The sequence below is a fragment of the Streptomyces sp. NPDC060205 genome (assembly GCF_042728395.1).
Lineage (GTDB): Bacteria > Actinomycetota > Actinomycetes > Streptomycetales > Streptomycetaceae > Streptomyces.
The window spans coordinates 1-4,835 of the sequence record NZ_JBHWZP010000505.1 but is presented as its reverse complement, the minus strand read 5'-3'; the positions used below and the strand labels follow the sequence as shown (position 1 = coordinate 4,835).

The following is a 4,835-nucleotide window of genomic DNA, read 5'->3' as shown; positions in this document are numbered from 1 at the left end:
CCTCGGGGAGGGGCTGCGCCCCGTCCCACCCAGGGGCGCGGGGAACGGCGCAGTCTTTTGTCTTTGTCTTGAGGGGCGCGGGGAACTGCGCGAGCAACCACGACGGGCCCGCACCCGTCCACGCACCCAGTTCAACGGGCGTTGAAGTACTTCGCCTCGGGGTGGTGGATCACGATCGCGTCCGTGGACTGTTCCGGGTGGAGCTGGAACTCCTCCGACAGGTGGACGCCGATGCGCTCCGGTTCCAGCAGCCGGGCGATCTTCGCGCGGTCCTCCAGGTCGGGGCAGGCGCCGTAGCCGAGGGAGAAGCGCGCGCCGCGGTACTTGAGCGCGAACATGTCCTCCATCTCGGTGGGGTCGTCGCCCGCGAAGCCGAGTTCGGAGCGCACGCGCGCGTGCCAGTACTCGGCCAGTGCCTCGGCCAGCTGCACGGACAGGCCGTGCAGTTCGAGGTAGTCGCGGTAGGAGTTCGCCTCGAAGAGCTTCGCCGTCTCCTCGCCGATCCGGGAGCCGACGGTGACGACCTGGAGGCCCACGACGTCCGTCTCGCCGGACTCCTCCGGGCGGAAGAAGTCGGCCAGGCACAGCCGGCGTCCGCGGCGCTGGCGCGGGAAGGTGAAGCGGGTGCGTTCGTTGCCCTGGTCGTCCAGGAGGATCAGGTCGTCGTCCTTGGAGACGCACGGGAAGTAGCCGTATACGACCGCCGCTTCGAGGAGGTTGCCCGTCTGCAGCTGGTCCAGGAGGCCGCGCAGGCGCGGCCGGCCCTCGGTCTCCACCAGCTCCTCGTAGGTGGGCCCGTCGCCCGTGCGGGCCTGCTTGAGGCCCCACTGGCCCTTGAACAGCGCGCCCTCGTCGAGCCAGGTCGCGTACTCCTTGAGCTGGATGCCCTTGATGACGCGGGTGCCCCAGAAGGGCGGGGTGGGGACCGGGTTGTCGACGGCCACGTCCGAGCGGGCCGCGCCCTCCTCCGGGCGTTCCTCGACGACCGTCTGCGCGGTGGCCCGCACCCGGCGCTGCTTCAGCTCCGGCAGGGTGGCGCCGGGCACGCCGCGCTTGACCGCGATGAGCGCGTCCATCAGGCGCAGGCCCTCGAACGCGTCGCGGGCGTAGCGGACCTCGCCCTCGTAGATCTCGTGGAGGTCCTGTTCGACGTACGCGCGGGTGAGGGCGGCGCCGCCGAGGATGACCGGGTAGTCGGCGGCCATCTTGCGCTGGTTGAGCTCCTCCAGATTCTCCTTCATGATCACCGTGGACTTGACCAGGAGTCCCGACATGCCGATGACGTCGGCGCGGTGTTCCTGGGCGGCTTCCAGGATCGCGGAGACGGGCTGCTTGATGCCGAGGTTGACGACGGTGTAGCCGTTGTTGGACAGGATGATGTCGACGAGGTTCTTGCCGATGTCGTGGACGTCGCCGCGCACGGTGGCGAGCACGATGGTGCCCTTGCCGTCGTCGTCGGTCTTCTCCATGTGCGGTTCCAGGTGGGCCACCGCGGTCTTCATGACCTCGGCGGACTGGAGCACGAACGGCAGTTGCATCTGGCCGGAGCCGAACAGTTCGCCGACGACCTTCATGCCGTCGAGGAGGGTCTCGTTGACGATGTCGAGCGCGGGGCGCTCCAGGAGGGCGTCGTCGAGGTCCTGTTCGAGGCCGTTCTTCTCGCCGTCGATGATGCGGCGCTTGAGCCGCTCGTTGAGGGGCAGGGCCGCCAGTTCCTCGGCGCGGCCGGCCTTGAGGGACTTGGTGGTGGCGCCCTCGAAGAGGGCCATCAGCTTCTGGAGCGGGTCGTAGCCCTCGCGGCGGCGGTCGTGGATGAGGTCGAGTGCGGTGGTGACCTCCTCCTCGGTGAAGCGGGCGATCGGCAGGATCTTCGAGGCGTGCACGATCGCCGAGTCGAGGCCGGCCTTGACGCACTCGTCGAGGAAGACCGAGTTGAGCAGGACGCGCGCGGCCGGGTTGAGGCCGAAGGAGATGTTCGACAGGCCGAGGGTGGTCTGGACGTCGGGGTGGCGCTGCTTGAGCTGCCGGATGGCCTCGATGGTGGCGATGCCGTCGCCGCGGGACTCCTCCTGGCCGGTGCAGATGGTGAAGGTCAGGGTGTCGATGAGGATGTCCGACTCGTGGATGCCCCAGTTGCCGGTGAGGTCGGCGATGAGCCGTTCGGCGATCGCGACCTTGTGCTCGGGGGTGCGGGCCTGGCCCTCCTCGTCGATGGTCAGGGCGATGAGCGCGGCGCCGTGTTCCTGTGCGAGCCGGGTGACCTTCGCGAAGCGCGAGTCGGGGCCGTCGCCGTCCTCGTAGTTGACGGAGTTGATGACCGCGCGCCCGCCGAGCTTCTCCAGGCCGGCGCGGATGACGTCGACCTCGGTGGAGTCCAGGACGATCGGCAGGGTGGAGGCGGTGGCGAAGCGTCCTGCCAGTTCCTGCATGTCGGCGACGCCGTCGCGGCCCACATAGTCGACGCACAGGTCGAGCATGTGGGCGCCCTCGCGGATCTGGTCGCGGGCGATCTCGACGCAGTCGTCCCAGCGGGCCTCCAGCATGGCCTCGCGGAACTTCTTGGAGCCGTTGGCGTTGGTGCGCTCGCCGATCGCCATGTAGGAGGTGTCCTGGCGGAACGGCACACTCTGGTAGAGCGAGGCGGCGCCGGGCTCGGGGCGCGGGTCGCGGCGGGCCGGTGTCAGGTCCCGTACGCGCTCGACGACCTGGCGCAGGTGCTCGGGGGTGGTGCCGCAGCAGCCGCCGATCAGGGACAGGCCGTACTCGGTGACGAAGGTTTCCTGGGCGTCGGCGAGTTCGGGGGCGGTCAGCGGGTAGTGGGCGCCGTTCTTGCCGAGGACGGGGAGGCCGGCGTTGGGCATGCAGGACAGCGGGATGCGGGAGTGGCGGGCCAGGTAGCGCAGGTGCTCGCTCATCTCGGCGGGCCCGGTGGCGCAGTTCAGGCCGATCATGTCGATGCCGAGCGGTTCGAGAGCGGTGAGCGCGGCGCCGATCTCCGAACCGAGGAGCATGGTGCCGGTGGTCTCGACGGTCACGGAGACGATCAGCGGCAGGTCCACGCCGAGGGTGTCCAGGGCGCGGCGGGCACCGAGCACGGACGCCTTGGTCTGCAGCAGGTCCTGGGTGGTCTCCACGAGCAGCGCGTCGGCGCCGCCGGCGATCATGCCTTCGGCGTTCTGCTGGTAGGCGTCGCGCAGCAGGGTGTACGGGGCGTGGCCGAGGGTCGGCAGTTTGGTGCCGGGGCCCATGGAGCCCAGCACCCAGCGCTGCTGTCCGGTGGAGGCGGTGAACTCGTCGGCGACCTCGCGGGCGATGCGGGCGCCCGCTTCGGAGAGTTCGTGGACGCGTTCGGCGATGTCGTACTCGGCGAGGGCGGCGTGGTTGGCGCCGAAGGTGTTGGTCTCGACGCAGTCGACGCCCACGGAGAAATATTCCTCGTGGACGGAGCGCACGATGTCGGGGCGGGTGAGGTTCAGGATCTCGTTGCAGCCCTCAAGATTCTCGAAGTCCTCAAGGGTGGGGTCCTGTGCCTGGAGCATGGTGCCCATCGCGCCGTCGGCCACCACCACGCGGGTGGCGAGCGCCTCGCGGAGGGCGTCGGTTCGAGCCCGGCTGTAGGCCGACTCGGACGGAAGGGACGGGTTCGGCAACGAGGCCATGGAAGATGCTCCCTGGGGTGCGACGGCTGTCGGCTTTGCGCTTCTTGTGGAAGGCGCACGCCGTCAGGGTAGCCCGCGGCGGCACCGGAGGGGCGGGAGCGTCCACGGGACGGACGCGCGATCCGTTGCCGGCGTCGGGTTGGATGCGTTCGCAACTCATCACGACCGCCCATTAGCGGGAGGTCGGCGGCGAGCGGTAATGTTCGACATTGCCGAACGGTGGCAGCGAAGCGGCGACCGACGGTCCAAGGGGACGGAGGGCACGACGGCGATGGCACGGAACATCCAGTCGCTCGAACGGGCGGCCGCGATGCTGCGGCTGCTCGCGGGCGGGGAGCGACGGCTCGGCCTGTCGGACATCGCCTCGTCGCTGGGCCTGGCGAAGGGCACGGCCCACGGGATCCTGCGCACACTGCAGCAGGAGGGTTTCGTCGAGCAGGACGGGCCTTCCGGCCGCTACCAGCTGGGCGCGGAGCTGCTGCGCCTGGGCACGACCTATCTCGACGTGCACGAGCTGCGGGCGCGCGCCCTGGTGTGGACCGACGACCTGGCCCGCTCCAGCGGCGAGAGCGTATATCTGGGGGTGCTGCACCAGCAGGGCGTGCTGATCGTGCACCACGTGTTCCGGCCCGACGACAGCCGGCAGGTGCTGGAGGTGGGGGCCATGCAGCCCCTGCACTCCACGGCGCTGGGCAAGGTCCTGTCGGCGTACGACCCGGTGGCGCACAGTGAGGCCCTGGAGGCCGAGCGCGAGGAGTTCACGGCGCACACGGTCAGCGCTCCGGAGGCGTTCGAGCACGTCCTGGACCTGACCCGCGCGCGCGGGTACGCGGCCGATGTCGAGGAGACCTGGACGGGGGTCGCCTCGGTGGCGGCGCCGATCCACAACCAGCGGCGGATGCCCGTCGGCGCGGTGGGGGTCACGGGGGCGGTGGAGCGGGTCTGCGACAAGGACGGCGGGCTGCGTCCCGAGCTGATCGCCGCCGTGCGCGACTGCGCCCGCTCGGTGTCGAGGGACCTGGGCGCCGGGCGGTTCTGAGGCCCCGCGGTGGCCCCGAGTGGGGCGCGGCCGAGTCCGGGTCCCCGATCGTGGGAAGAAGGCCGGTACGTCGTCGACGTACCGGCCTTCTTCGTGCCCTGCCGGCCACGGAACGTTCCTGCTCGCACGCGGTGTGC

2 protein-coding genes are annotated in these 4,835 nt (G+C 70.3%); one reads left to right on the top strand and one right to left on the bottom strand.

Features of this window, described 5'->3' with window-relative positions; genetic code table 11:
• Nucleotides 1–131: 131 nt before the first annotated feature.
• Entirely contained in the window at nt 132–3,659 is a 3,528-nt protein-coding gene (metH, locus tag ACFWGJ_RS41960; RefSeq protein WP_387334215.1) for a methionine synthase, read from the bottom strand.
• A 271-nt stretch (nt 3,660–3,930) separates the two neighbouring features.
• Between metH and ACFWGJ_RS41955 the strand changes: the two genes are divergently transcribed.
• Entirely contained in the window at nt 3,931–4,698 is a 768-nt protein-coding gene (locus ACFWGJ_RS41955) for an IclR family transcriptional regulator (protein WP_387334214.1), read from the top strand.
• Nucleotides 4,699–4,835: the final 137 nt, after the last annotated feature.